At 68.3% G+C, this 25,225-nt stretch carries 23 protein-coding genes and 1 tRNA gene; 2 read left to right on the plus strand and 22 right to left on the minus strand.

Annotated elements, in window-relative coordinates; translation table 11 throughout:
• Nucleotide 1: 1 nt before the first annotated feature.
• The 20 genes from AAFU51_09435 to AAFU51_09530 form a co-directional block, all read right to left on the minus strand.
• Nucleotides 2–1,156 (minus strand): GTP-binding protein, encoded by a 1,155-nt coding sequence (locus tag AAFU51_09435; protein MEO1571477.1) that lies wholly within the window; start codon nucleotides 1,154–1,156, stop codon nucleotides 2–4.
• Nucleotides 1,157–1,258: 102 nt separating this feature from the next.
• On the minus strand, nucleotides 1,259–1,990 hold the full coding sequence (locus AAFU51_09440) for a hypothetical protein (protein MEO1571478.1): 732 nt from the start codon (nucleotides 1,988–1,990) through the stop codon (nucleotides 1,259–1,261).
• A gap of 156 nt (nucleotides 1,991–2,146) precedes the next feature.
• Nucleotides 2,147–3,586, minus strand: coding sequence for a DUF3526 domain-containing protein (locus AAFU51_09445; protein MEO1571479.1), 1,440 nt, complete (start codon nucleotides 3,584–3,586; stop codon nucleotides 2,147–2,149).
• 89 nt (nucleotides 3,587–3,675) lie between these two features.
• Nucleotides 3,676–5,094: an ABC transporter permease subunit gene (locus tag AAFU51_09450; GenBank protein ID MEO1571480.1), complete on the minus strand. Its 1,419-nt coding sequence runs from the start codon at nucleotides 5,092–5,094 to the stop codon at nucleotides 3,676–3,678.
• 160 nt (nucleotides 5,095–5,254) lie between these two features.
• On the minus strand, nucleotides 5,255–5,962 hold the full coding sequence (locus tag AAFU51_09455; GenBank protein ID MEO1571481.1) for an ABC transporter ATP-binding protein: 708 nt from the start codon (nucleotides 5,960–5,962) through the stop codon (nucleotides 5,255–5,257).
• Between the two features lie 47 nt (nucleotides 5,963–6,009).
• Complete coding sequence (locus tag AAFU51_09460; GenBank protein ID MEO1571482.1) at nucleotides 6,010–6,648, minus strand: superoxide dismutase; 639 nt, start codon at nucleotides 6,646–6,648, stop codon at nucleotides 6,010–6,012.
• Between the two features lie 254 nt (nucleotides 6,649–6,902).
• Nucleotides 6,903–7,319, minus strand: coding sequence for a hypothetical protein (locus AAFU51_09465; GenBank protein MEO1571483.1), 417 nt, complete (start codon nucleotides 7,317–7,319; stop codon nucleotides 6,903–6,905).
• 3 nt (nucleotides 7,320–7,322) lie between these two features.
• Nucleotides 7,323–8,312, minus strand: coding sequence for a CobW family GTP-binding protein (locus AAFU51_09470; protein MEO1571484.1), 990 nt, complete (start codon nucleotides 8,310–8,312; stop codon nucleotides 7,323–7,325).
• A 3-nt stretch (nucleotides 8,313–8,315) separates the two neighbouring features.
• Nucleotides 8,316–9,557, minus strand: coding sequence for a GTP-binding protein (locus AAFU51_09475; protein ID MEO1571485.1), 1,242 nt, complete (start codon nucleotides 9,555–9,557; stop codon nucleotides 8,316–8,318).
• Between the two features lie 26 nt (nucleotides 9,558–9,583).
• A complete protein-coding gene (locus tag AAFU51_09480) occupies nucleotides 9,584–10,294 on the minus strand; it encodes a thioredoxin domain-containing protein (protein MEO1571486.1) in 711 nt (236 codons plus the stop codon).
• Nucleotides 10,287–10,661: a MerC domain-containing protein gene (locus tag AAFU51_09485; protein MEO1571487.1), complete on the minus strand. Its 375-nt coding sequence runs from the start codon at nucleotides 10,659–10,661 to the stop codon at nucleotides 10,287–10,289. The genes AAFU51_09480 and AAFU51_09485 overlap by 8 nt, the downstream gene beginning before the upstream one ends.
• A 24-nt stretch (nucleotides 10,662–10,685) precedes the next feature.
• On the minus strand, nucleotides 10,686–11,639 hold the full coding sequence (locus AAFU51_09490) for an NAD(P)/FAD-dependent oxidoreductase (protein ID MEO1571488.1): 954 nt from the start codon (nucleotides 11,637–11,639) through the stop codon (nucleotides 10,686–10,688).
• A gap of 100 nt (nucleotides 11,640–11,739) precedes the next feature.
• The gene (locus tag AAFU51_09495; GenBank protein ID MEO1571489.1) at nucleotides 11,740–12,297 is read right to left on the minus strand and encodes a DUF3299 domain-containing protein; all 558 of its coding nucleotides are present in this window, start codon (nucleotides 12,295–12,297) and stop codon (nucleotides 11,740–11,742) included.
• Between the two features lie 27 nt (nucleotides 12,298–12,324).
• A complete protein-coding gene (locus AAFU51_09500; GenBank protein MEO1571490.1) occupies nucleotides 12,325–13,722 on the minus strand; it encodes an FtsX-like permease family protein in 1,398 nt (465 codons plus the stop codon).
• Nucleotides 13,719–14,390, minus strand: a complete 672-nt coding sequence (locus AAFU51_09505; protein MEO1571491.1) for an ABC transporter ATP-binding protein — start codon at nucleotides 14,388–14,390, stop codon at nucleotides 13,719–13,721. Before AAFU51_09505 ends, AAFU51_09500 begins: the two co-directional genes overlap by 4 nt.
• Nucleotides 14,391–14,482: 92 nt before the next feature.
• A complete protein-coding gene (locus AAFU51_09510) occupies nucleotides 14,483–15,706 on the minus strand; it encodes a hypothetical protein (GenBank protein MEO1571492.1) in 1,224 nt (407 codons plus the stop codon).
• Between the two features lie 45 nt (nucleotides 15,707–15,751).
• Nucleotides 15,752–18,085, minus strand: coding sequence for a TonB-dependent receptor (locus tag AAFU51_09515; protein ID MEO1571493.1), 2,334 nt, complete (start codon nucleotides 18,083–18,085; stop codon nucleotides 15,752–15,754).
• Between the two features lie 50 nt (nucleotides 18,086–18,135).
• Entirely contained in the window at nucleotides 18,136–19,377 is a 1,242-nt protein-coding gene (locus AAFU51_09520) for an FAD/NAD(P)-binding protein (GenBank protein ID MEO1571494.1), read from the minus strand.
• A 695-nt stretch (nucleotides 19,378–20,072) separates the two neighbouring features.
• Nucleotides 20,073–20,762 carry a peptidylprolyl isomerase gene (locus AAFU51_09525; GenBank protein ID MEO1571495.1) on the minus strand — a complete coding sequence of 230 codons (690 nt, stop codon included), beginning with the start codon at nucleotides 20,760–20,762 and terminating at the stop codon, nucleotides 20,073–20,075.
• 84 nt (nucleotides 20,763–20,846) lie between these two features.
• Nucleotides 20,847–21,449, minus strand: a complete 603-nt coding sequence (locus AAFU51_09530; GenBank protein MEO1571496.1) for a hypothetical protein — start codon at nucleotides 21,447–21,449, stop codon at nucleotides 20,847–20,849.
• A gap of 274 nt (nucleotides 21,450–21,723) precedes the next feature.
• Here AAFU51_09530 and AAFU51_09535 point away from each other — a divergent pair.
• Nucleotides 21,724–21,796 (plus strand) — tRNA-Ile (locus AAFU51_09535).
• Nucleotides 21,797–21,894: 98 nt separating this feature from the next.
• On the opposite strand, the gene AAFU51_09540 is transcribed toward AAFU51_09535, so the two are convergent.
• A complete protein-coding gene (locus tag AAFU51_09540) occupies nucleotides 21,895–22,122 on the minus strand; it encodes a hypothetical protein (GenBank protein ID MEO1571497.1) in 228 nt (75 codons plus the stop codon).
• Between the two features lie 252 nt (nucleotides 22,123–22,374).
• Here AAFU51_09540 and purM point away from each other — a divergent pair, with 252 nt between their 5' ends.
• A complete protein-coding gene (gene purM / locus AAFU51_09545) occupies nucleotides 22,375–23,370 on the plus strand; it encodes a phosphoribosylformylglycinamidine cyclo-ligase (GenBank protein MEO1571498.1) in 996 nt (331 codons plus the stop codon).
• Nucleotides 23,371–23,388: 18 nt separating this feature from the next.
• Here the strand turns inward: purM and AAFU51_09550 are convergent, their stop codons facing one another.
• Nucleotides 23,389–25,209 (minus strand): BamA/TamA family outer membrane protein, encoded by a 1,821-nt coding sequence (locus AAFU51_09550; GenBank protein MEO1571499.1) that lies wholly within the window; start codon nucleotides 25,207–25,209, stop codon nucleotides 23,389–23,391.
• Between the last annotated feature and the right edge of the window lie 16 nt (nucleotides 25,210–25,225).

Here is a 25,225-nt window from a genome sequence, read left to right on the forward strand (position 1 = left end):
GTCAGGACGTGGTGACCTCGCGCAGTCGGGTGGGCCACGGATCGCGGAAGGCACCGCCTCGCTCCCAGCGGCGCACCTCGGCGGGCGTACACAGGGCGTCCTGGAAGCGCTGTGTCACGCCCCGCACAGCCTCTTCGACGCCGATCAGCACAAGCTCTGTGGTGCGGTCGCCGAAGGTGGGGTGCGTGCTGGCTGCTACGAGGGCTGCGCGCTCCTCGTCGAGCAGCGCCAGCGGGCCGTCGAGCAGGCTAGCCTTCCAGTAGCCGGCCAGTTCTAGGTCGAGGCGGGCACCAGCCAGGTTCCAGTGCAGGATTTCAGCGGGGCGCGAGGCGAGCCACAGGATGCCCTTCGCGCGGAAAAGACCACGCGGCAGGACTTGCAGCACCCCATGGAGGCGCTCGGGGTGAAACGGGCGTGGGTCCGAGATCACCGCCGCCGTGAGCCCAGCGTCAGCAGCGTCGGCGGGCCGAGAGCTCGCCAGGCGCGCGCGTGCCCCTTCGATGGTGGCACCTTGTGTCGGGAGGAGCAGCCCCGGTGGTAGGTTGCCGCGGACACTCGCAACCACCTCCGCTACGGGGTTGAGCAACTGCGCTACCACCCCCGCATGCCGCGTGGCGGCGTCCCCAGCAAGGTCGGGCTTGGTGAGCACGACGAGGTCGGCCGCCTGGACTTGCCGCGCCAGGAGAAGCTCGGGCGAGGCCGTGCCTGCCTCCTCGTCCTGCACGAGGCGCGCGAAGAGCGCCCGGCCGTCGTCGTAGTCGCGGACTAGGTTGAACGTGTCGAGCGTGGCGGCCACGCGGGCGAGCGCCACCCCCGGGACGGCGGCGATCGCGTCGAGCAGGGCGGCGGGGTCCGTCGTGCCGGAGGTCTCGACGAGGAGCCGGTCGTAGCGCCCGCTCGCGGCCAGGCGGCCGAGCGCCTCGGTGAGCCGCCCGCCCAGCGTCCCCCCGACCGAGCCGCCTGAGAGATTCACGAGGTCGTCCTGCTCCACAGCGTGGTGGCGCACGAGCGTCTCGGCGTCCACGCCCGGTGCGCCGAGGTCGTTGACCACGACGCCCACGCGGAGGCCCGCCGCTCGCGCGTCGGCAAGTACGGCGCTGACGAGCGTCGTCTTGCCAGAGCCGAGGAAGCCGGTGAGAAGCGTGACGGGGACCATGGGTCAGGAGGGGATGGGTCGAGAGGCCGCGCAGGTGGGTGGGGTGGGCACGGTCCGCTTGGGCGCTCATTGGTCCCACCGGGCCGCGCCTGTCGTTCTGGCTCAGGCGCTGGGTTTGAATTCGACGACGAGGAACTCGGCCACGGTCGTGCCTGCGTTCTCGACGGTGTGGTCACCCGGGTCGTGGTAGTGGGCCTGGCCGGCCTCGTATCGCTGTACATGAGAGCCCTCGGCATCCGTGAACTCGACCGTGTAGCCGCTCAGCGAGTACACCGCGCGGGCGAAGCCCTGATGCGGCGGCAGCGAGGCCCCCGGCTGCAGCGTGACGCGGTGGACCTCGGCGAAGTCGTTCTCGAAGATGACCTCGTCGGTGGCCCCCTCCGCAGCGGGGATCTCGCCGGGGACGGCCCCCTCTGGCAGTGCACCGCCGCGGCGCTCGAAGACGAGGAACTCCGCCGTGCCCTCGCCGACGTTGGCGACCGCGTGGGTGCCAGCCTCATGATAGTGGACGCCGCCTGGCTCGAAGGTGTGCTCAGCGGCGTCGCCGTCCGTGGTGAAAGCCAACGCGAGGTCAGAGATGGCGTAGACGACGCGCTCGCCGCCGTCGTGAGCCGCCAGCGCCGCGCCCGCCGGGAGGGCCACACTATGGACGTGGACCAGGTCGTTCTCGAACAGCGTGGCAACGGCGTCACTCCCGAGTGCGCCAAGGTCACCGACGGTGTCAGACATGGCGTCTACAGCCGTCGTGTCAGGCGGCGTGTCGAGAGTCGGGGTGTCTGCCGGGTCCGCGCAGCCGAGCGCGAAGAGGAGGAAGGAAAAGGCGAGGGCGCGCATGAATCGAGGGTGGTAAAGGATGGGGGTGAGGAACGCGTTCATCCGAGGGCGAGCTGCACCAGACGGGACGACAGCAGTTCGGACGCGGTGGCCGGGCATCGCATCCTTCTTGGTATTCGAACAAGGCAAGACGGCGAACCGCCTAGGCGGAAGCGGTTACGGAGTCGCGGGGCGTCGCTGGAGGACGGCGACAACTCCGAGTAGCAGGAGGGCGGCCAGACCGAGGCCTGCGAGCGGGCCTGAGACCCGGCGTACCGCGTCGGCGGTCGGGTCGGGGGGCGGCGCGAAGGTGGGAGCCTCGGCGTAGGCAGCAGCGCGGAACGGGCGGGCGGCGAAGGTGAGCGGCTCGACGTAGTCCTGCCAGGCGCGCTGGTAGGCCGTCACCGCGTCGAGGGCCTGCCGCTGCTGCGCGTCGCCGGTCCCGGCGAGGTTGAGGAAGGCGGCGTGGGCGAGCACGGTCGGCGAGAGCGCCCCGACCGTGCGCACGAAGCCGACTTGCTGCTCGCGCTGCTCGGCGAACCGCGCCACGACCGGCCCGACGGCCTCCGCCACGAGCGCGTCGCGGGCAATGCGGGTCATCGCGTAGGTCTCCCCGCCACCGCCGCCCTCGACGGCCTCCGCCATCTCGGGGTGGTCGGCGAGGAAGAGCGACAGCGGCTCGTCGCCACGCCGCAGCACCTCGCCCTCGGCCGTCCGCGCTGCGGCCACGAACGCTGCGCGCGTCGGGACGGGGTGCACCTGCCCGGCTAGCAGCGTCACCGTCGCTGGAAAGACGACAGCCAGACCGAGCCAGCACGTCGCGAGCACGACGGCGTTGGACGCGGCCGATGTACCGCGCGCGTCCACGAGCGCCGCGAGGGCGAGCCAGAAGAGGCCGTAGCACAGCGCCGCCGCTGTCCACAGCGCCCACCGCGCGACGTCGCCGCCCGCGAGCACGAATCCGGCCGTCGTAGCTACGACGACGAGGAGGGCGAGCAGGCCCCCTCGGGCGAGCAGCTTTCCTGCCACGAGCGTGCGCCGCGACAGCGGCTGCGCGAGGACCAGGCGCAGGGTCCCGCGCTCGCGCTCGGAAGCGGTCAGATCGTACCCCAACGCGAGCGCTAGGAGCGGCAGCAGATAGAGCAGCACGAAGGCGAGGTCGAACGCGCCTGCCGCGAGCCGGAGCGGGCTCGTGAGTGCATCGCTGGAGCCCACAGAGACGGTGCTCGCCGCGACGATCCGGTGCGCTGCCGGGTAGAGGTCGGCCTGCCCCACGGCGAGCGCCGAGAGCGGCGGCGGCGGGACCGCTACCTCGCGCCCGTAGAACATCCCGACGGTGTACGGTGAGCGCACACCCCACTCATAGGTGTCGAGGGCGACGCCTTCGGCTTGCATGTCCTGCTCGAGCGAATCAGCCTCGGCGTGCCATCCCGACCAACGTTCGTTGTCGGCAGTGACAAGGGCGCCCACAGACGCGTCCCTGTCGGCGCGCATGCCTAGGCCGGAAGCCAGCGCGTAGGCGGTGGCCGCGAGAAAGACGAGCGAGGCCCAGAGCGCCGTGCGGTCGGCCCAGAGCAGGCGGATCTCAGTGCGGGCAACGGTGAGCAGTGGCGACATGGGAAGTTCGAAGGGAGAAGTCAGGAGTTTGAAGTGGGTAGCAGGTCGTCCCCGCGTTGCTGTACGGCCTGCCTCACGCTCAGACGTGCTTACCGCGGGTCGAGCGGCATCCGGGCCACGGCGACGGGCACAGCGACGACGAGTCCAACCAGCCACAGCCCCAGCAGCACGAGGGCCGTTGCGTGGCCGCCGAGCGCCCATCCGGCACCAGGCAGGTCGTAGCCGAAGGGCGGGATGGCCGCCCAGAGTTCTTCCCCAACCGCGTAGTCACGGTCCCACGTCGCGCCGGGCTTGGCGTGGTCAATCAGGTCCTGATTCAGCATCTGGACGTAGCCGTAGCGGTACGTCTCGGCGGCGTCGGCGAAGTGGCGGTGGTGGCGGTAGTCGGTCCCGGTGAGCGCGGTCGAGAGCGGCGCGACGGCGAGGAGCGGCGCAACGACGGCCCCGACCTGCGCCACGCGGCTCTGCCCCTCGAACCCGTCCGCCACGCGCTCGAAGAGTGCGCGGTAGGCTGCGGTCTCCATCTTCTCGCCCTCGTAGAGTCGCACGGCCGGCATGTTTACCGAGGCCGAATCCAGCGTCGAGACGTCGTCCTCGGCGAGGATCTGCTCGGTCACGCGCACGGTGAGGTCGTCCCAGGAGAGTTCGCCGATCTCGGCCTCGGCCTCCGCAAACGCCTCGACAGACAGGCCGGGGTGGACTCTTTCGGCCACATCCGCCGCCAGCCGAGGGGCAATGAATCCATTCGCAAACCAGAAGCCGAGCAGCACGAGCAGCGCCGCCCGCAGCGACCGAGCAAGGGCACTCACGAGCAGCGACACGCCTACGAACACGGCGAAGTAGGCGAGGTAGACGAGCGCGAGCAGCGCGACGCGCGGCACACTCCACACAGCGGCTGCAGGCGGGGATGCCACCGCCATTGCCAGCGCACCGAGGATCGCTGCAGGGACGAGCACGAGCGCCAACGGAGCCGCCGCCCCAAGTGCCTTCCCTGCCGCGAGCGCCCGGCGCGACACGCCGAGGCTGAGCAGCGGACGCAGCGTCCCCCGCTCCCGCTCTCCCGCGAACGCGCCGAACGTGAGCAACACGATGAGTAGCGGGACGAGCCACTGCAGCACTGCTGCCGCGGTCAGTTCACCCAGCCGTGCCGCCGCCGAGGCGTCCTCCGCCGGACGATACCGCGCGTCCTGAATGGCATGGCCCTCCATGAACAGCGCGACGCCTGTGTAGGCTGTCAGCCCACGATCCACAGCGAGGAGCGGCGTCACGGGCTTGAATGCATACGACCCGAAGTGCGCTGCCGAGTGCGGGTTTTTCTCCTCCTGGCCCGTCCAGACCGCCCGCTCGGCTTCGGCCGCCTCGGTGTGCTGTGAGGCAAGCCGCTCGGTGTGGAGCCAGCCGGTGGCGAGCGCGCCGATGAGCAGGATCAGAACGATAGCGGCGGTCCACCAAAAGCGCCCGTCGCGGAGCGTCTCGGCGGCTTCCTTCTTGGCGATGGTGAGGGTCATCAGGGGCAGCGGTTGAGCATCGAGGTCGGCAAGATGGAGATAGGGTGCGCTGGGCTAGTTGTAGGGTATGAGGGGTAGGGAGAGAGGCGCCCAGAGCAGTGACTTCCTCTCGTCCCTACGCCCTCTACCCCACGGTTCTCAGAGGCGCGGTATTCAACAGCTAAGCTGCAAGCGCGGCATGGCTGAGGTAGAGTGCTTCGAGGTCGGTCACGGCGAGGGCTTCGCTCGCGATCTCGTCGCGCAGCCGTCCATCCACGAGCACGCCCACACGGGTGGCCGTGTCTTTGACGCGGAAGAGGTCGTGCGTCGCCATAAGCACGGCGGCCCCGTTGTCGGCTAGCCGCTGGACGAGGTCCGAGAACTCGACCGACGCGGAGGGGTCGAGGCCGCTCGTGGGCTCGTCGAGCAGCAACGCCTGCGCACCCTTGGCGAGGGCGAGCGCCACGCCCACCTTCTGGCGCATACCTTTCGAGTAGGTCCCCGCGCGGCGGTCGTGTGCCTCACGCTGGAGCCCCGCCCGGTCGAGGAAGCCGGCGAGCGCACTGTCGTCGAGGTCGTGCCCGGCGAGTGCGGCGAAATACTTCAGGTTCTCACGCCCGGAGAGCGCTGGGTAAAGCGCGACCTGCTCGGGGAGGTAGGCCAGCCGCCGCTTCGTTTCCAGCGGCTCGGCCTGCACGTCGAGGCCGTCCACGAGGGCGCTCCCGCTGTCTGGGGCGAGGAAGCCGAGGAAGAGGTTGATGGTGGTGGTCTTACCCGCGCCGTTGGGGCCGAGCAGGGCGTACACCTCGCCCGCGTGGATCGCGAGGTCGAGGCTGTCGAGCGCCGTCTGCCTGCCGAAACGCTTCGTCAGGCCGCGTGCGTGGAGGATGAGATCGGACATGGTCGTAGGGGCGAGGGCCGAAGGGAGTGGGCTTCCTAGGCAGTGAGGTTGCGGGCGGCCTGCTCCCAGTCCACCACGTCCCACCAGCGTTCGAGGTAGTCGGCGCGCCGGTTCTGATAGCGGAGGTAGTAGGCATGCTCCCACACGTCGACGCCCAGCACCGGCACGAAGCCGAATGCGTGCACGGGCTCTTGCTCGGGCGTCTGGATGATCTGCAGCGTGCCCGACGGGTCGCGGCCCAGCCAGGCCCAGCCGCTGCCGAAGACCCCGAGTGCGGCGGCCGTGAACTGCTGCTTGAAGGCGTCGAACGACCCGAAGTCGCGCGCGATGGCATCGGCCAGCGGCCCTGTGGGTGTGCCCCCGGCCCCAGGTCGCATCATCGGCCAGAAGAGGGCGTGGTTGAGGTAGCCACCCCCGTTGTTCAGAATCGCCGTGCGCACGTCCTCGGGCAGGGTCGAAATGTCCTGTAGCAGCTCTAGGAGAGGTCGGCTCTGTAGGCCTGGCTGGTCTTCGAGCGCTGCGTTGAGCTTGGTCGTGTAGCCCTGGTGGTGCCGCCCGTGGTGAATCGTCATCGTTTCCGCGTCGATAGCGGCGTCGAGCGCATCGGGCTCATAGGGCAAGGCAGGCAGTTCATAGGGGTAGACGAGCGAGGCCCCTGGCGCAGCGACGGACAGATCGAACACGGCGCCTGAACGGACCAGGATGTCGCCGCCCGGGGCGCCGGAAGCCTGCGCACTCGGTGGCGCGTCCGTGTTCTGCTCGATCGTGCAGCCAGTGACAAAGGGCAGCACCGCCGCCCCCATCGTTCCAGAGGCCACGATGCGGAGGGCCTGCCTGCGCGAGATGCGGTCGCGGGCGAGCGTGGAGTCAGCGGCCACAGCGTGACGCTGTTGAAACAGATGCTCGGGAGTCATAGGAAGAGAGAGGGCTAGGACTGGCGTTGGGGGTACATGCACTCGCCTAGCCCGGCTGCATCGCCGTCCGTCCACTCGTGGCCGAGGACGAGGAGAGCGCCGCTAGGAGCGTCGAGGTCGAGGCGGAGCACGCGATAGCCGTCGTGCGGACAGAGACCCTCGTCAGAGCGGGCGGCGTCCCACGCGAAGACCGAGAGCGAGTCCGGGCTCCAGCGCCCGGTCAGTTGGGAGGACGACCGGGAGGGCGACACCTCAGGCTCCGACGCACGCACTCGAAGCGCCTGCACATCGACCGTGGGTGGTCCATGCGAGGGCTCCTGGGGCACATGTGGAGCCGACACCCAGGCGCTATGGGCGTGCGTACCGTGCGTGACACATCCAGGGTGGAGTAGCACTACAGTCAGGACAAGCAGAAGAGCGAGGGCGCGCATGGCTCAGACAGTGCTGGGCACGAGGGCGTGAAAGGCGTCGTGGAGGGCGTCGTTGTCGAGGGTGCCGGCGGCGCCGAGCACGGCGAGGCGGCTCGTGCCCGCTGGCCAGTCGGGGGGCCATTCGTCGGCGAGGCGCGTGGCGAGCATCCGGCCGACGAGGTGGAAGCGCGCGGGGCGCTTGCTGTCGGCCACGGCCACGAGGCCCTTGGCGCGGACGACCTCCGTGGGCAGGTCGGCCAGCGTCCGGCGCAGCGCCGCGAGCGAACGCAGTGGCTGGTCGGCCTCGAACGTCCACGTGTCGAACGTGTCGAGGTGGCGCGCGACCGGCCGCGTCCGGGCAGCCGGGTCGAGGAGGCCCGCGAGCACGTCGTCGTCGGTGTCGAGCAGCAGCGCGGGGTCGAGATCGTCGGCGTCCAAGAGGCGCGCGGCGGGCGCGAAGCCGCGCACCCAGTCTTCGGCCGCCCAGCGGGCTGGCTCGCCGTGGACGCCCACCTTGGTGAGCACAACGACGCTCGCGCCGCCGACCTGGGCTTCGGCCAACGCTTCTGCATCAGCCGAGGGCCACCGGCCCACCTGCCCTACATCGACGACGGCGATCACGGCGGCGAGCCGGACGACCGGCTGCAGCCCAGCCCCCATCAGCGGTAACACGATGCCGAGCGGGTCCGACACGCCGGAGGCTTCGATGAGAATGTGCTCGGGGCGCGGCTCGTGCCCGACGAGGGCGAGGAGCGCTGTAACTAAGCCCGCCGAGAGCGAGCAGCACACACAGCCGCCTTCGAGCGCCATCACCCGTCCGCCACCGGCATCCACCTCGGTCGCGTCGAGGTTGACCGCGCCGAAGTCGTTCACGACCAGCCCAAGCCGCCGCCCGCGCGCGGCTGCGCTCGACGTGATCGCGTTGACGAGCGTCGTCTTGCCGGCTCCGAGGAAGCCAGTGACGACCGTAATGGGCACGGGGCGGTCGGGGAGGGAGGGCAGCGGGGTCGCCATGGGCTATCGACTCTCGGTGAACGGGCAGAGGGACCAACTCGCATCCCCCGCGTAGACCTCGTCTTCGGTGAGTAGGCAGCGGTTGAGCGCCAGCGTGAGACCGGGCTCGTCCAGACCGATTCCGATGAACACGATTTCCTGTCGCCGGTCGCCGAGGACGGGGTCCCAGACGCGCTCGGTGTCGGCCCGCAGCGTCTCGTCTTGCGGCCAGTGCTCGCGGGGTACGTCGGCCCACCACTTGCCGACCGCGTGGTACTGTCGGTGGCGGCCTGCCTGGCTCCACACCCACATGGTCTGCGGGGCGGACCCGAGCCAGAAAACGCCTTTCGAGCGGAGCACGCCGGGTGCGTCCGGCACGGCAGGCCAAGCTCCGCGCAGGAAACGCGCCAGCTTGGTCGGGTGAAACGGCATCCGCGCACGGTAGACAAACGACGTCACGCCATACTCCTCCGTCTCGGGCACGTGCTCGCCTCGCATCTCGACCAGCCAGCCCGGCGCGTCCGCTGCCGCGTCGAAGTCGAAGCGCCCTGTCTCCAGCACCTCGCCGAGGGGCACCTTGCTGTACGTAGCCGGGACGATGTGCGCGCGTGGGTTGAGCCGCCGCAGCGTGGCCTCGATCGTCGCCGCCTCGGCCTCGCTGACGGTGTCGAGCTTGTTGAGGATCATCACATCGGCAAACTCGATCTGGTCGAGCAGCAATTCGCTGATCGAGCGGACATCGCCCTCGGTGGCTTCGAGGCCGCGGTCGCGCAGCTGCTCCACCGAGTCGATTTCGTCGAGGAGGTTGCCCGCGTCCACGACGGTCACCATCGTGTCGAGACGCGCGACCTCGTTGAGCACGCGCCCCGTGGCGTCCTCGAAGGTGAACGTCTCCGCGACCGGCAGCGGCTCCGAGATGCCCGACGACTCGATGACAATCGCGTCGAAGCGCCCCTCTTCAGCCAGGCGGGCGACCTCCACGAGGAGGTCTTCGCGGAGCGTGCAGCAGATGCATCCGTTCGACATCTCGACAAGGCGCGCGTCGGTGCGCGTCACGTCCGGTGCGAGCGTCGGGTCGAAGTCGGCCTCGCCTTGCCGCACGAGCGCGGCGTCGACGTTGACCTCGGACATGTCGTTGACGATCACGGCCACGCGTCGGCCCTCGCGGTTGGCGAGGACGTGGTTGAGGAGCGTCGTCTTGCCCGCGCCGAGAAAGCCGGACAGAACGGTGACGGGGATGGGGCGCGCTGGACGACTTGGCTGCATGGTGTGTCTGTTTGGAGTAGGACTGCTTACTCAGACTCGGTGTGAGCGAGGGTGCGCGCGAATGCTTCTTCGAAGCGCGCCATGGGCTCGTTACCGTAGAACAGGTCGGCGGGCTCTTCAGCGTCGGGAGCCATGAAGACGAAGGTGGGTGTGCCCCCCGCGCCGAGCGTGGCCCCCAGGCGCGTGTCGGCGATCATCAGCGGCGCGGTCACGTCCCGCGCGAGGCACTCTTCGAAGGCTCCAGCGTTGAGGTCTGCGTCGCTCGCGGCCTGACGGAAGGCCGGGGTCGGGTCGCGAAGGAACCGCCAGTCGGGCTGGGTCAGATAGAGGCGCTGCTGAAGGAACTCAAAGCCGGCGCGCCCGCCGATGGCTCCTGCGCAGAAGACGGCCTCGGTGGCGTGCATCCCGCGCATCAGGCGAGGAATCGGATAGGCCCGCACAACGAGGTTGGCCCGGCCCGTCTCCACGAACACGGCCTTGACCGAGTCGAGCTTCGTCTCGAAGACGTCGCGGCATGTCGGGCAGGCGAAGTCCACGAACTCGTGGATCGTGGGGAGCGTCGGGTCGAAGGCCCCGTTGAGGCCGCCCCCGTAGGTGCGTGCGGCATCGGCGTTGGCCAGCCAGGGTGCATCGGCGCTGGAGCTGTCTGCGGCAGCCATCTGGGCGAGTGCTGTCGGGGCACTCAGCACGAGCAAGAGGGCCAGGATGCACCGGCGGGGGTGGGTGGCGTCATGCATGGGCGGTCGGGAGGCGAAGGTTGAGCAGGTGCCCGGCGACTAGGGTTGCTGAGCCCACCAGGGTGACCGCCGTCTCGCCCACTTCGCCGAGGGCCTCTTCCAGGACAACGGCACCGACGAGCAGCGCGACGCCTGCGACGAGCAAGCCAGGGACGAGCGCCCGCCGATGCCGTCGATACCCGGGCAGCGCGACGAGGAGGACGACTGCGCCGAGCGCGAACGTGAGGCCGAGGTGGACGCTCTCAGAGGCGGCCCACGCCAGCGCTCCCGTGGCGAAGAGCGGCAGCGCGAGGCAGTGAATGACACATAGCACCGAGAGAACGATGCCGACCAGATCGAGGGGAGAGCGTACTGGGGGAGTGGCCACAGGGCTATTCATAGGCGGAGAGGGCTACGATGAGGTGGGAAGCAACGACAGCGTAGGCGCGTAGCGGGTGCCACGCTGGACGAGGTCGTGGTTGAGAAAGGCAGCGGCGGCAAAGCCCGAGGCAGCGGCCATCTGGACGGCCTGCATCGGCGTGATCATGTCGCCGCAGGCCCAGACGTAGGGCGTGCTCGTCCGGTAGGTTTCGTCGACCTCGATGTGGCCGGTCGCTGTGCGTGCGAGCGCGAGGGCATCGGGGAGGGGGCCACGCGCTCGCTGCGGCGGCTGGACGTACACCGCCGTGGCGTGAAGACGCTCGCCGCCCTCGAACGCGACGGAGCGCACCGCGCGCCCCGTCACGTCAAGGGCAGCCACGGGACGCGCGTCCACCACAACGCCGAGCGCCCCGAGTTTTTGTTGAGCGTCTTCAGAAAGGTCCTCTGGAAGGCCTGGCACGCCTGTGCAGAGGGTCACGTTTGTCGTCCAGCCGAGCAGCAGTTCAGCGAGATGGGCGCCGCGCTCGCCGGTGCCCAGAACGGCCGTCGCGCGCCCACGCAGTTCGTGCCCGTGGCAATACGGACAGTGCACCACCGTCGCGCCCCACGCTTGCGCGACACCGGAGAGGTCGGGGAGCACGTCCGTGACGCCGGTGGCGAGAAGGAGCCGCTTCGCAGTGAGCTCGGAGCCGTCGGCGAGCTCGATCCGCACGCCGGTGGCCTCGGAGGTCGCAGTCACGGCCTCGGCGTCGACGAACCGCGCGCCGTAGTGCCGGGCTTGCGCCCGTCCGATGTGGCGTAGCTCGTCGGGCGAAGTGCCGTCGCGGGTGAACACGTTGTAGCTGTGCGCCGCGGGGGCATTGCGCCCGGGCCCACCGTCGAGCACAACGACGGAGCGCCCCGCACGCGCCAGCACCAGCGCGGCCTCCAGGCCTGCCGGGCCGGCGCCAACGATGATCGCGTCCGTGGTTCGTTGTGCAAGCATGGTGGTACTCAAGCTTGGCGGCGCTCAGGTAGCGCCTGTCGGCATGCGGGTTTGCGAGGGGGTGGGCGTCTTCAGGGGGAGTGAGGTCTCAGCGCGAGGCCTAGTCGTCGCCTAAGCTGTATTGTGCGTCGACCAAGCGGTAGAGCAGGCCGTAGGGGTCGTCGCGGAGCAATTGCAAGCGTCCCTCAACCGTGATGAGGTCGTAGCTGAAGGCCACGCCGCGCGTCGCCTGCACCTCGATGATGGATTCCGGGCCGCCTGGCATGTGGAAGAAGCACCCGTGGCCAGGAAAGGCACTCAGGAGAAAGACGGTCTGCTTCTCCTCATAGTCCAGCGGGATCATGTAGCCGGTGAGACGGATCTCCGTCTCGTCGAGCCGCTCTACGTCTTGGGGAAACAAGGGATTCCATAGCGTGCCCTCTGGAGTGGATACCTCTTCGAAGCCGGCCTGCATCAGGAGAATCCAGAGCTCGTCGTCGGCCTGTGTGGCCATGAGGCTCTGCAGATCACTACTCACGCTGCCCGACGCAAAGGATCTCTCCACCGATGCGGGAGCGAGCCGCGTCTTGCTCAGCGTGAACAAGGCAAGGCTGATGGAGAGGACCACCATCACGGCCAGGAAGCCCCCGGAGCGCACGATGGACAGCAGCTTGGTCATAGGAAACGGTGGCCGTTGGGGGAAGGGCTAGCCCTGAGCGAGTACGCGGGCGATGTCGGTGCGGTAGGCCTGATAGGCTGGGATGAGCGCGGCCACGACGCCCGCCACGAGTGCCAGCGCCACGACGAGGAGGACCCTCGGATCGAAGGAGAAGCCGCCGATCGCCATGCCCTGCGCCTGCTCCACGGCGCCGCCCAGGGCGGCCGCAGCCAGATGGCCGAGCACCAGCCCCAGGAACGCGCCGAGGCTCGCCAGCAGCAGGCCTTCCAGCAGGACGTGGGCCATGAGCCGGCGACGTGGCGCCCCGAGCGCCCGCATCATCGCGAGGTCGTAGCGCCGCTCCTTGAGCGCGTTGATGAGCGCCACGAAGACACTCAGCACGGCCACGAGAACTAGGATCAGTCCAAAGGCACGCACCGCGTCGATGCCCACGCCGAGGAGGTTGAAGAGCCGCGCCGTCTCGAATGCCGGGGCGGCCGCTTGGAGGTCGGTCTGCGTGTTGACATAGCGCGGGAACGAGACGGCTGCCAGCGGGGAGGCATAGCGGATGAGCACCGCGGTGTACTCGCGAGCAGGGGCCGAGGCCGTCTGCCCTGTCGAGCCGGGCGGTCCAGACGCGCTGGATGCCAAGACTGGTGTCGCGTCGTCTTCGGTTGATTCGTCGTGCGCATGGTCCTCGTCGTGCGCATGGTCCTCGTCGTGCGCATGGTCCTCGTCGTGCGCATGGTCCTCGTCGTGCGCATGGTCCTCGTCGTGGTCATGGTCCTCATCGTGGTCATGGTCCTCATCGTGGTCATGGTCCTCGTCGTGCACGCCATGCACATCCCAGACTGTATCGATGCTCGTCAGAATGAGGCGATCCAGGACAGTCCCGGTCTCCGCAAAGACGCCGACTACTTCGATGGGGTACTCCTCATGGGCGTGCCCTCCTTCGCTCAGGCCGTGGGCGCTGAAGAACGTATCGCCCACGTCGAGGCCGGCCTCGAGTGCCACGGCCGCCCCTACGGTTGCCTTCAGGGTGCCTGACCACAACGCTCCGCGATCGACCTCGCCGCCGTAGTGCGCGGCGTAGGCATGGGTGGTGCCTACGATGCGATAGCCGCGGTATGAGTCTCCGAGAGCCAGCGGCATCGCCTCGGCAACGATGGGGTCCTCCATGAGCGCCTCCGCCTCGGCAACGGGGATGTTGCCCGTCGGCGAGTCGATGTGATAGACCGCCGAGAGGATGAGTTGGAGTGGGCTGCCCTTCGCGCCCACCACGAGGTCGATGCCCTGCGCGTTACGCGTGAGGTTCTGCTCCACGCGGTCGCTCACGAGGAGCAGAACCACGATTGTGGCGATGCCGAGCGCGAGGATGAGCACGTTCAGGACGCTGCTGAAGGTGCGCTGCCGTAGGTAGGAGGCGCTGAGTTTGAAGAGGTTCATGGCTGCGACGGTTTGCTGGTAGCATGGTCGTGGGACGCCTCGTCGAGGGCGAGGTAGTCGCTGAAGGCGCTTGTGATGCGCGCGTCGTGGGTGGCGACGAGGAGGGTGGCGTCGTGCGCCTCGGCCTGGTCGCGCAGGAGGGTGAGCACCTGACTGGCGCGGACATCGTCGAGGCTGGACGTGGGCTCGTCGGCCAGCAGGAGGCGGGGCCGGTTCATCACCGCCCGCGCGATCGCGACGCGTTGCCGCTGTCCCACCGACAGCTCGTGGGGGTAGGCCGCCGCTTTCTCCTCCACGTCTATGCTGCGGAGCACCTCGCGGGCACGGCTCGCGTCTTGGGGTAGGCCGGCCATGTAGGGCGCGAGCAGTAGGTTCTGCTCCACCGTCAGCGTCGGGAAGAGGTGCAACTGCTGGAAGACGATGCCGATGTTGCGCCCCCGAAAACGGTCGAGGGCATCGCCCTTGAGCGCCGTCAGCTCTTCCCCGGCCACGACGACGCGGCCTTTGCTGGGCCGCAGCAGGCCTGCCAAGATGTGGAGGAGTGTCGTCTTGCCGCTCCCCGAGAGGCCCAGCACAAGCCGGTGCTCGCCTTGGGCAACGCTGAAGTGGGGCAGGTCTAGGACGGCGTCCTGACCGTACCGATGCTGTACGTCTTCGAGCAGGATCATTCCGTACGAGGCGGTCTGGATGTGGTGTGTTGAGAACGGAGCGGCAGCACATATGCCGCCGAGCCAACTCCGTTCGAATGCTAGATCAAGAGTCAGTCGTCGAAGGCGAGGACAACCTGAGGCTGGCCTGCCAGTGTGACGACGGGCTCGGTGGTGGCCGTCTCCGTTGCGATGTCATAGGCGTAGATCCCCCGGGCGGTCTCCGTGCTCAGCCCGAACAGCACGCGGCCGTCCATGAGGCTCACGGCCGTCGAGAACCCGTTTCCGGCCGGGAGCGGGAGCATCTCACCGGTCTGCTGCGCGAGGTTGAACCGGACCGGCTGCCAGTTGAAATCGGTCAGGTAGTTCGGAGGATTGGAGCGCCCGGCGAGCACCTCAACGGTGCCGTAGACGTAGCCATCGCCGCCGTAGACCATGCCGTTGAGCGTGCCGATCGCGCCCCCCTCAACGGGCATCGAGATCGTGGACGTATCGAGGAAGTAGTCGTCGAACTCGGTCTCGCCGTTCTTAATGCGGAGGAAGCCAGGGCTCTGATCGGGGGCGAAGCCGAACGAGGCGATACCATAGACGTAGAGGTCGCCGTTCTGGTCGACGAACATCGTTTGGTTGAACCCATAGCGACCGGGACTGGCCGAGTCGTCCGAGCGGATCACGCGCTCGTAGGCCCCCGTCGCGGCGTCGAAGACCGCCACGTCGACGCCACTGGCGGAAGCAAAGGGCGCCACGAACTGCTGGAGCCCGACGTAGAGCTTACCGCCCGTAATGGCCATCACGCCCGGCTCGGGGTTGGTATCCTCGTCGTTGGTCGGGTTGCGGGCAATCCCGAGCGTATTCAGGTCGATGACATCGATTTCCTCCATCGTCTGCGGGTTAAAGACGATGAGTTGTCCCGCGAATAGGAGGCTCACGTAGGCGCGCGTCGCACTCGCCCAGACGACGTTGGAACCGGCTCCGCCTGCCGGAAGCGTCATCCGGCCCGCCTCGGTCAGTGTGCCGTCGCTGCCCCGTACGTAGCGCACCATCTCGTCGCCCGCGATGTTCTGCGTGACGATGACCTCGTTGCCCCACCTGTGGGCATAGACGAAGAACGTCTGTTCGAAGGCGTCGTCGTGGGTGGCGCTGCCCTGGTCGAGCGAGATGGTCTGGACGAACGACGAGCCGCTCTGCCCGGTCTGGTCGGGCACGGTCGTCACGAGGAGTACGTCCGGGACGACGGGCACGGGGTCAGGGTCGACGGAGTCGGCGGTGTCGCACGCCGAGAAGACGAGCGCGAGCGTCAGGATGGCGACGAGCGCCGTGGGAGTGAAACGAGTCATGGGTTGCCTGTGTGTGAATGAGACTGGCGGGTGCCGGTGTTTGGGTCAGCGAGTGCCGACGAGGGTGTAGCGGAGTTTGAGCCGAAACGTCCGGCCCGGGAGGGGAAAGTTGAACTGGTTCAGGACAGTGGCATCGGCCAGGTTTTGGACCTCCGCCGAGACCGTGATGCCGCTGTCGAGCCAGGCCGCCTCGGCCCCGATCGTGTGGGTGAGCGTGCGGGGGATGCGCCGCTCCTGACGACTGCTCACCTCGAACGCGTAGAAGTATTCCCCGGTGAACTGCGCCTCGTAGAAGGCCTTCGCGCGCGAGTTGCGGCCGACGAGGCCGTTGCGGTAGACCTCGGTCTGGAGGCCGCCGAAGAGGTAGGGCAGGTTGGGGATGCGGAGGCCATAGGTCGCGCTCGGCACCGACGACCCAGGCTCCGTCTCCAGCACGTCGCGGGCGTCCAGGTAGGTCGCGTAAGCACGGGCGAAGAGCCAGTCGGTCACGTCGCTCTGGACCTCGGCTTCTAGGCCCGCGATGCGGGCAGCGCCGAGGTTGGTGTGGGTCGCCGTCCCGCCGATCCCCGCTCCGAGGCGGATGAGGTCCCGGATCGACTGCCAGAACGCCCCGACCTCCACCTGGACGCGGCGCCCCGCGAAGGTGCGGTCGAGTTGAGCCCCAACCGTGACGTTGAGCGCGCGCTCGGGCTTGAGCGAGGGTGCGGCCTGGACGAGGAGGCCGTCGCCGAAGAGTTCGGTCGAGGACGGAAGCCGCCGTGCATGCTCCACCGCCGCCTTGGCGAGCACGCCGCCCCGGAATCGGTAGCGAAGCGCGAGGCTGCCCCCCACGTCCATCGATTGGCTCTCAACGCGCTCGGGGTTGGTCGCGGACGGGTTGAAGAGCGACGAGGGCGTGCCGCTGGCAGAGAACGCATAGCCTCGGACCCCTGTCACAGCTACGAATCGCCTGCCGAGCGGCCGCCACTCATGTGACAGCCCCACCACAGCTGCCGCTTGGTCGCCGGGAAAGTCGGCGACGTTGCGCCCGGCATACTCGCTAGCGATTGGGTTCGAGGGCCGGAACGCTATCCAGTCGAGTACGCTCGTGACGTTGAAGGTGTGGACCGGGCTGGCCTCGTACGCGGCGGCCAAGCGGTAGCGGTAGATGGTCGTCCGGTTGTCAGAGTCCGACGGGAAGAAGCCGAGCTCGCCGCGGCCGTTGGGGCTTGGACTCGGCGTCCCGTCCCACCCATACCGGACCGCTGAGGTGTCCACCAGCACGCCGCGCGCCCAGGCTCCGATGAGCGCAGTCCTCAGGGCGAGGCGTCCGCCCATCGCCCCCTCGCGATCGCCGGTCAGGATGAGCACGCCGAGACTCGATCCTGCCTCGGCGTGCTGGATGTTGGTCTGGATGCCCTGGACCTGGCGGTTCTCAGCGATGATGGCCCCCTCGACGCCGACCTCGTCGAACCACGTTCGGCTGTTCGTCAGCGCACCGCCCACGAGCACGCGCTGGATTTGGTCGTGGTCGCGCCGCACAACGAGGCCCGGCTGGAACGGGTTCTCCATCATGAAGTCGTTGTCTGCGCGGTCCACGTTGACCGAGGCCGCTGCCTCGAAGCCGAGTCCCAAGGGTCGTTTGCCGGTCACCGAGAGCTGCTGCTGCCCGAACGAGCCGAGTGTGTAGCCCGCGTCTAGGTAGCCCCCCTCTGGATGAATCGTGACGACGTTGATGGCCGAGCCGAGGCCATCGCCGCCGAACTGCGCGGGCACGACGCCCTTGTAGACCTCCACCCGCTCAACGAGTTGGAGTGGGATGTTGTCGAGCGTGAAGGCGTCCCCGGCAACATCGGCCGCGTTACCGTTGACGTAGATCTGGACCCGCTGGCCTTCCAGTCCGCGCACCGAGAACACGGAGGGCGACCCCAGCCCACCGGAGCGGCGCACTTGCACGCCCACCGCCCGGCTGATCGCCTCGTCTACGGTGAGCCCGCGCCCGGCCAGCTGCTGTCCATCGATGATGGTCACGGCGAAGGGGCTCTCGCGGATCTCTTCAGCTTCGGCGAAGCCTTCAATATCGACCTCGTTGAGGGCATCGGACTGCGCAGCGAGCGTGAGGTTGAGCGTGACGGTGGCGCCCGCGCGCACATGTATCGTGGTGTCGCGCGGCGTGAAGCCCACGAACGAGAACCGAAGCGTCTGCCGACCTACGGGCACCCTTCCGATCCGATACCGGCCGTCGAGGTTCGTAGCTGCACCGAGCGAAGTCCCGGCTACGACGACCGCAGCGCCTGCTAGCGCTTCGCCTGTCTCGCCATCGGTCACGATGCCAGAAAGGGTGCCGGTCTGCGCGCTCGCAGCGGTCGCAAGCAAGAGAGAGAGGACGAAGAGTCGCATGGGTCTGCAGGAAACAGGACAGAGCGCCTAGATTGGCCCGTCAAGGTGCTTCAGGGCGCAGAAAGTCGTTTGGCCGCGGCGCGCGCGCCTGCGATGTTGCGAGCCGTTGGTCCGAGTTCGAGTTCGGCGAGCGCACCAGTCGCATAGAGGCCCGAGGCCCATGCCAGGGATGCGTCCACGCGCGGAAATCCGCACGGCGCAATGGGCAGCCCTTCGCGTTCCACCGCGGCATCCAGCCAGGCACCACCGGGGCGTCCCGCTGCGAAGCCCGTCGCCAGCACGACGCGGTCCACGGTGCAGGTCGATGAACCTGCCGATCGCTCAGTGACCGCCTGGCGGGTGGCTCGTCGGCGGGAATCAGTGTGACTGGTGCGGGCCGGTTCGGCGTGCCGCAGGTCGAGGCGAATCGCCCCCTGCGCGTCGAGTCTTGCCGCCTCGATATCGGCCGTCACGCGTTGGACCCCATGGCGGTCGGCGGCCCAACGAAACGAGCGCAGCACATCGGGGGGCGCCGAGCCACGGTGCCGTGCGGCGTCGATAGTAGCGCGGCGTCGGGCTGGGCACACCTCCGCCCGGAAGCGGGTCATACGCTTCGGTCCGAGCCAGCCGGGGTCTGCGTCGAGTTGCGCCACGCGCGGCGCATGCCGGGCCACCAAGACGGTCGGCCCGCGTTGCGCCAGCGCGACGGCTGCCTGCATTGCCGAGATGCCGCCTCCTACTACGGTCACGCGCTCCGTTTCGGAGACGGCACCCCGACAAAAATCAAGATCAAATAGGTGGTCCACGCGCGCACCTTGCTCTTGCAAGTCCAGCGCCCATCCTGGCCAGCACAGCTGCTCGCTTGTTCCGAGGGCAAGCACGACGCGCCTCGCGTCAAGCGCGCCGTCTTCCGTCTCAACACGCCAGCCCTCGTTCAACCGCTGCAAGCCCGTCGCGCGCCCCTCAACACGGAGCGTGTCCAGGGCATGTGCCTCCACGACGGCTGCTACATACGCCTGGAACAGTGCGTAGGAAGGGCGGCGGAAGGGCGGCGCAAAGCGCGCCACGCCCGAAGCCTCCGGCGACTTCGCGAAGCGCTTGAGGCCAAACGGATCAAGTCCGAGATGATGAACGAAGGACGACCGGAGGAAGGCCATCCCCGTGTTGGTCGTCTGGTGGTCCCAGACGGCAAGCGGTGCGGGGTGCGGATCGAGCACCCGGACTCGCTCGCGTGGCCAGCCAAGGCGGGCTGTGAGCGCAAGCGAGAGGTGGGTGCCGTGGACGCCGCCCCCGACAATGAGCCAGTCGAGCACGGGCGGGCAAGCTGTAGACCATAAGGTGCCCCTTCCGGCTGCTTGTGCGGTGAGCACGAAGTGCGGAGAGGCAGTGTGCGCGCCACTACGCCACCTGCTATGCAGCAGACTGCAGCAATGCAACGGGGAGGCGCGCTAGCTGACGTGGCCCCAGCCCGTTCCTAGGCGTCTGTGCGAGCGCCCGGGTCGGGTCAGGAGGTACGTCGGCGGATCAGCCTACCTGCGGGGGACCTCGCTCCCCTGGAACAACAACGTCGGCCTCGGTCGCCGGGGCTTCGGGAACGGGCACGGATTGCTCCAGCCCGATAACTATAGCGTAGAAGGGCTGCGTAGTTGCCTCGGCGCCATGCACCTTCTGGAGGTAGGCGCAGTCCAAGCATGAACCACGGTGCTCAGCGACGCTCGCGTCTATGATATTTGGACCGTGATCATGCGGGCAGTGGTGGAGCGCGGCATGCGTGGCCCCGCCATGCCCCTCTAGCCCGTGGCTCGCCCAGTGCACAGCCGGTGCCAGCGTGCCGCCCAGCAGGACAACTGCTAAGAGCACCGACGCAAACAAGGGACGATGGTGATTCATGCCCGAAGATATAGCGTCCGCGCCGTCGCTAGGCAAGTGGGGCGCGATGTTTTGTGTGAAGGAGCCGTCCCGGCTGGCACCGGTCGATTAACGACGGCCCCCCTAGGTTCTTCGGCGGCTAGCGGGAGCCTGCTCCTCGGTAGTTTTCGATCGGTCGGACCTGCATGTAGACCGGGATCGGCGGCTGGTCAGCAAGCCAGACGGGAGCCGGACGCCGCTCGTTGCGACGAGTGGGTAGGCTGGCGATGCGGTCCAACACGGAAAACCCCTCCATCAATTCGCCGAAGACGGTATGGAGCCCGTCCAGGGAGGACGCATCGCCTTGGACAATGTAGAACTGGCTTCCCGACGAGCGTCGACGTGGGTCCTGCCCGTCGCCAGGCCGGGCGGCGGCAAGGATGCCACGCCGGTGGGTGAGGTCGTCGCGGATCTCCGAGGCGATGGTATAACCTGGGCCGCCTTGGCCGTCGTTGGTGAGGTTCTGATCCTTCGAGTTGGGGTCGCCTCCCTGGATGAGGAAGCCGTCTACAACACGGTGGAAGGTCGTCCCGTCGTAAAACCGCTGCTGCACGAGCCGCTTGAAGTTGTCCCGATGGCCCGGCGTCTCGTCGAAGAGCCGGACCACCAGTCGTCCATATTCGGTGCGGATCTCGTAGTAGTTCGTGCGCGGCAGGTTCGGATCTTGCGACGCCGCGGGGTTATCGTCAGCGACAGTGCTGCCCCCGCCACAGCCGAGCAGAAGTCCGGCGAGGACGAGCAGGACCAGCGTGGCCGGTGCAAATCGGGGGCGGCAGGCAGAGACGAGCACGAACGGCGGAGGTGTGGGGGACAGGTTGCCCAAAATACGAGGCGGGTGCGCCGTGGATTCCTCGATGCCTACGACCGGACCGACTCAGGCCGCGCACCGCCGAGTCTCTGCTCGGAGCATGTCACGGTGGCGAGCAAGGACTGAGGACACGTCGTCGGCAAGAAGGCGCGATGGTGCTTGGTCGGGTTGGCCACTCGCCAGCGTTTGCAGCCGGTCGACCTGCTCGTCGAGGGCTGTGAGGAGATGAGTGACGGCCGCGCCCCAGGAGAGCGGCGAGGGTGCCGGGCTGGCCTGTGCAGGCGGAGGCGTAGGACGGCGCCAAAGCCAAAGACGGGGACGCTCCACCCGATCGGACTGGTAGGGCGGCGCGCTGGGCTGCGTGTCCGCGTCGACGAGGCAGCGCCCCGAGGCTTCCAGTACAGCGTCGAGTGCAGAGTTGAGCGCGTGCAACTCTGAAGCCATGGCATCGAGGCGCTCGTGCTGTGCGAGCGAGAGCGCCGCCGTGCGGGCTGTCGCCGTGTGGTGGAGCACATCTCGCAGGCCGCAGCGCTCGGCAGCTACGACCGCCTGAAAAGCCGACGGGGAGCCGTGGTCGCGCGCATCACCAGCAAGGGCTAGCAGGCGCGAGGTTACGCCGGTCTGAGCGTCAACGGCTGCAGCGACAAGTGACGGGGTGGGAGTTCCCATGCGTGTGCGGGATTGACAGCGGTAAGGTGGTGGCGCCGTGTCTCCTGCGTAGGTGGGTAAAATATTGGTTCCGCGAGACATAAGGCGGATTTGATCTCGCTCCGAAAACGACGCTCTCACCCTGCGCCGCTCCGGTGGTTCCGCGCCTCGTCCACGGCTTCACGGAACTGTCATCTGGCCGAAGGCAATCGTCGAGGCTTCACGCGGCAGCCATGGCGTCTTCGCACAAGAATGAAGGCGCCAACACCCGTGTTCGTCGATATCTTTCGAAACCGGGCCGTTAGCTCAACGGTTAGAGCATCCGACTCATAATCGGCAGGTTGCGGGTTCAAATCCCGCACGGCCCACTACCCCTCCAAGAGGCACTCCGAAAGGGAAACGCTTCCAATAAAAAACGCCCGGCTCCGATCAGAGCAGGGCGTTTGGGTTGGCTACCGGGCATGCGTTAGAAGACGCGGCGACGCGCAGGCGTGCGTGCGCGCATGCGAGGCGCGGGGGCCCGGTCTAGCGCGTGGCGAGGTGCCGTCGGAAGCACAGGACGCGGTTGGCGTGGAGTCGGCGGCGGCGGCGGGTCGTCTGACTGGGACGGCCCACCCTGGTTGAGCACCGTCCACGCGTACATGCCAAGCGCCATCGGCATTATGCCGAAGAAGAGGACGAGGAGTCCGAACATGGCTGTGGTGGTTGTGGTGTGCGGGAGGAGAAGATAGGCGGTGCAAGCGACTGGCGGTGGAGAGATTTTCGTACCCGGAGGCACAGAAAAGCCCTTTTGGTCGGCACTGCACGATTCAGACGGCTGGTCCCGGAGGCCACAGGCCCCAACGCGGGGGTCGGACACTGCCACCCACCTGTATCTTGCCCAGGCAACAGTCAAGCAACGTGCCGGACCGGCGCTCTGGTCCGCGAGCCCCATCATTTTCTCCTCATGACCACCTACCGTGACGCCGGGGTCGACATCGACGCGGGCGACGAAACCGTCCGAAGAATCAAGCCGCTCGTGCGCCAGACCTTCACACCGGGCGTATTGACCGACATCGGCGCGTTCGGCGGCTTTTTCTCGCTCGACCCGTCTGCCTATCGGGAGCCCGTGCTGGTTTCCTCGGTGGACGGGGTCGGAACGAAACTGAAGGTAGCGTTTCGTACCGGGCGCCACAGCACCGTCGGGCAGGACCTCGTCAACCACTGCGTCAATGACATCGCCGTCTGCGGCGCCCGCCCGCTGTTCTTCCTCGACTACTTCTCCGTTGGCAGGCTCGACCCTGCCGTGGCGGAGCAGATCGTGTCGGGTTTCGCCACGGCGTGCAAGGAGAACGGCTGCGCGCTCATCGGCGGCGAAACGGCGGAAATGCCGGACCTCTACCGCGAAGGGGAATATGACCTCGCAGGGTGCATCGTTGGCGTGGTCGAGCGGAGCCAGATCGTGAACGGCGAGGCCATCCAGGAGGGCGACGTGCTGCTCGGCCTGCCCTCGACGGGCCTGCACACCAACGGCTACTCGCTCGCGCGCAAGGTGCTCTTCGGTAAGTACGACGTGCACGACGCGCCCGAGGCGCTCGGCGGCGACACCGTCGGCGCGGCGCTGCTGCGGGTGCACCGCTCCTACCTGCGCGCCTGCCAGGCACTCATCGACGCGGACGCGGTGAGCGGGCTCGCGCACGTGACGGGCGGCGGCCTCGAAGGCAACACCCGCCGCATCCTCCCGGACGGGCGTACGCTCGATGTGGACTGGGCCGCGTGGGAGCGCCCCGCGCTCTTCCGGCTCATCCAAGACCTCGGCGGCGTGCCCGAGGACGACATGCGGCGGACGTTCAACTGCGGCCTCGGCCTCGTGGCCGTCGTGCCGGAAGCCAAGCTCTCCGCCGCGCGACGCGTGCTGGAGACGCTGGGCGAGCAGCCCGTCGTGATCGGCACCGTACGATAGCCCAGCTAGGCAACGAGGCTACAGGCCAACCACGAGCCCGGCGTGGACCTTGCCCTGCGTGGCTCCGTCCTCGGGGTTGAGCGCGTACGAGAACGTGAGCAAGCCGAGCGGCGTGCGCTGCTGGATCCCAAACCCAAACCCGGGCTCGATGCCACGCTGCGCCTCGATGCGCGTCGGGTCATCGGGGTTGGTCATCGCGGGCCGCCCGACGATTTCCGGCGTGGCGACGTAGCCGACGTCGGTAAAGACGAACGCAAACGAGGTGCGGTCGAGCTGGTAGCGGTACTCGAAGACGGCGCGGGCGACGACGTTGCCGAAGAACCGCTCTTCGTCATAGCCGCGCAGCGAGCGCGCCCCGCCGTAGCGGAACAGTTCGGCCGTGTCGTAGACGTCGCTCAGCAGCACCGCGATGTCGCCGCCTGTGACGAAGACCTGCCGGGCAAACGTCGGGACAAACACACGGGCGTCAGCCACCAGGCGCTGCTGCGGGAGGCTCGTCGCGAACGCCTGGGCGACAGAGTCCGAAGCTCCGGGGAAGCGCCGTGTCTTGCGACCCTGCTCAATGATCGCCTCCACGACGAGGCCGCGCCGCGGGTTCACCGCACGGTCGATGCGGCGATAGCGTAGCCCGATGCCGGCGAACGTCGCGTCAGCAGCGGGCACGAGGGGCAGGCCGTCGAGCCCGAGCCGTCGCCCAGCGGGGCCCGGGTCGGTGTTCTCCCGCGTGAACGCGCCAAAGACGCTCAGGCCGGGCGCGAATTGGTAGCCGATCTCCAGCCCATAGCGCTGCCGTGCAAACGTCGAGTCTTGCCCGCGTCCCTCAAACGACGCCTCGATGCGCAGCGGGAGGCCCGCCACAAACGGATCGGCCGCGCGCACATCGACCGACGAGACGAGGCCGGGGTTGCGCACCAGTCGGAGGCTGAAGAGCCGCCCCCCGCCGAAGACGTTCACGAGTTGCAGGAGCCCGTTGCCGACGAACTGACCGGACTCGCCGGGGACCGTCGGAGGCAGGTAGCCGAGGATGAGGTCGAACGTGCCAGGCGGGCGCTCCTCGACCGGGATGCGGAGCGTGGCGGCGTTCGGTGAGGCTGGGTCCGCGAGGACGAGGTAGGGGGCACCGACTGCTTCGTAGAGGTCCGTCGCTTCGAGGCGCTCGCGGATCGCAGCGGGGTCGTACGACTGGAGCGGTGCGCCAGGGCGGAGGTCGGCGATGCGGGCGGCAAAGCGGCCGGAGGTGCGCGCCCGCGCAACTGCGGTGTCCTGCGGCACAGCCTCTACGGCCGCGAGACGCAGCGTGCGGCCCTCGTCGACGCGCACGGTGACGGCGAGCGAGGGCACCCCCGCGCTGTCGGTCACGATGGTCGTCTCGACGCGTGCCTGCGCAAGCGGGTAGCCCGCCCGTTCGTAGGCGGTCAGCAGCCCGTCGAGGTCGCGCTCCAACTGGGCGGCGTCGAAAACGGTGCCGGGGCGCATCGTGAAGTCGACACGTGCGCGGTTCTCGTCGAGCGCGGTGACGCCGACGAAGTCGAGGCGGCCCACATCGACGCGAGGCCCGCGTGTGGCGTAGAGCGTGCCGATGTCCTTGTCCACGAGCGCCGAGTCGACGCGGGCGAGGTAGTAGCCCCCGCGTTGCAGGTGACGCAGCGCCCGCACAGCCACCGAGTCGAGTGGCAGCGACCGCGGCGGGGTCCAGGCGACCGCGCTGCCATCGGCGACGAGCGACCACGACGTTGAGGTTTGGCGCGTCGTGTCTGCCGAGGTTTCCTGCGCGCGTACCGGCGCCGTCGCCAGCAGCGAGAGGCTCAGCACGGTGAGCGAGAGGGCGAGGGAACGCACATCGTGAGCTGGACTA

This window comes from Bacteroidota bacterium (assembly GCA_039821555.1).
Classification (GTDB): Bacteria; Bacteroidota; Rhodothermia; order Rhodothermales; family Rubricoccaceae; genus JBCBEX01.

Bases quoted from the DNA above. Each gene is read 5' to 3' on its own strand.
- AAFU51_09435 (MEO1571477.1), bottom strand. From the start codon at position 1,156: ATGGTCCCCGTCACGCTTCTCACCGGCTTCCTCGGCTCTGGCAAGACG.
- AAFU51_09440 (MEO1571478.1), bottom strand. From the start codon at position 1,990: ATGCGCGCCCTCGCCTTTTCCTTCCTCCTCTTCGCGCTCGGCTGCGCG.
- AAFU51_09445 (MEO1571479.1), bottom strand. From the start codon at position 3,586: ATGTCGCCACTGCTCACCGTTGCCCGCACTGAGATCCGCCTGCTCTGG.
- AAFU51_09450 (MEO1571480.1), bottom strand. From the start codon at position 5,094: ATGACCCTCACCATCGCCAAGAAGGAAGCCGCCGAGACGCTCCGCGAC.
- AAFU51_09465 (MEO1571483.1), bottom strand. From the start codon at position 7,319: ATGCGCGCCCTCGCTCTTCTGCTTGTCCTGACTGTAGTGCTACTCCAC.
- AAFU51_09470 (MEO1571484.1), bottom strand. From the start codon at position 8,312: ATGGCGACCCCGCTGCCCTCCCTCCCCGACCGCCCCGTGCCCATTACG.
- AAFU51_09475 (MEO1571485.1), bottom strand. From the start codon at position 9,557: ATGCAGCCAAGTCGTCCAGCGCGCCCCATCCCCGTCACCGTTCTGTCC.
- AAFU51_09480 (MEO1571486.1), bottom strand. From the start codon at position 10,294: ATGCATGACGCCACCCACCCCCGCCGGTGCATCCTGGCCCTCTTGCTC.
- AAFU51_09490 (MEO1571488.1), bottom strand. From the start codon at position 11,639: ATGCTTGCACAACGAACCACGGACGCGATCATCGTTGGCGCCGGCCCG.
- AAFU51_09495 (MEO1571489.1), bottom strand. From the start codon at position 12,297: ATGACCAAGCTGCTGTCCATCGTGCGCTCCGGGGGCTTCCTGGCCGTG.
- AAFU51_09500 (MEO1571490.1), bottom strand. From the start codon at position 13,722: ATGAACCTCTTCAAACTCAGCGCCTCCTACCTACGGCAGCGCACCTTC.
- AAFU51_09505 (MEO1571491.1), bottom strand. From the start codon at position 14,390: ATGATCCTGCTCGAAGACGTACAGCATCGGTACGGTCAGGACGCCGTC.
- AAFU51_09510 (MEO1571492.1), bottom strand. From the start codon at position 15,706: ATGACTCGTTTCACTCCCACGGCGCTCGTCGCCATCCTGACGCTCGCG.
- AAFU51_09515 (MEO1571493.1), bottom strand. From the start codon at position 18,085: ATGCGACTCTTCGTCCTCTCTCTCTTGCTTGCGACCGCTGCGAGCGCG.
- AAFU51_09530 (MEO1571496.1), bottom strand. From the start codon at position 21,449: ATGGGAACTCCCACCCCGTCACTTGTCGCTGCAGCCGTTGACGCTCAG.
- AAFU51_09540 (MEO1571497.1), bottom strand. From the start codon at position 22,122: ATGTTCGGACTCCTCGTCCTCTTCTTCGGCATAATGCCGATGGCGCTT.
- purM (MEO1571498.1), top strand. From the start codon at position 22,375: ATGACCACCTACCGTGACGCCGGGGTCGACATCGACGCGGGCGACGAA.